General features: G+C 57.6%; 1 pseudogene. It reads left to right on the top strand.

Annotated elements, in window-relative coordinates:
- Nucleotides 1-58 precede the first annotated feature (58 nt).
- Nucleotides 59-340 (top strand): annotated as a pseudogene (locus ACSQ36_RS47035) (IS110 family transposase); the annotation flags it as partial.

Here is a 340-nt window from a genome sequence, read left to right on the forward strand (position 1 = left end):
CGCATACTTGCGTTGCCGCGAAAAGCACACCGACTATGCCGCCGCGCATATTCAGCACATGCAGAAGGCGCTGACCTTCATGAATATCCAACTGCACCACGTGATCGCGACTATCACGGGTGTCACGGGACTGCGGATCATCCGTGCGATCGTCGCTGGTGAGCGCGATCCAGACAGGCTGGCGGCGATGCGCGACGTCCGCTGCAAGGAAAGCCTTGAAACCATTCGGAATGCGCTAGTGGGCAACTACCAGCCCGAGCACGTATTTGCCTTGAAACAGGCGCTTGCGCTCTACGACTTTTACCAGCAGTGCATCGACGAGTGCGATGTTGAGATCGAG

The sequence above is a fragment of the Caballeronia sp. LjRoot34 genome (genome assembly GCF_964253815.1).
GTDB lineage: Bacteria > Pseudomonadota > Gammaproteobacteria > Burkholderiales > Burkholderiaceae > Caballeronia.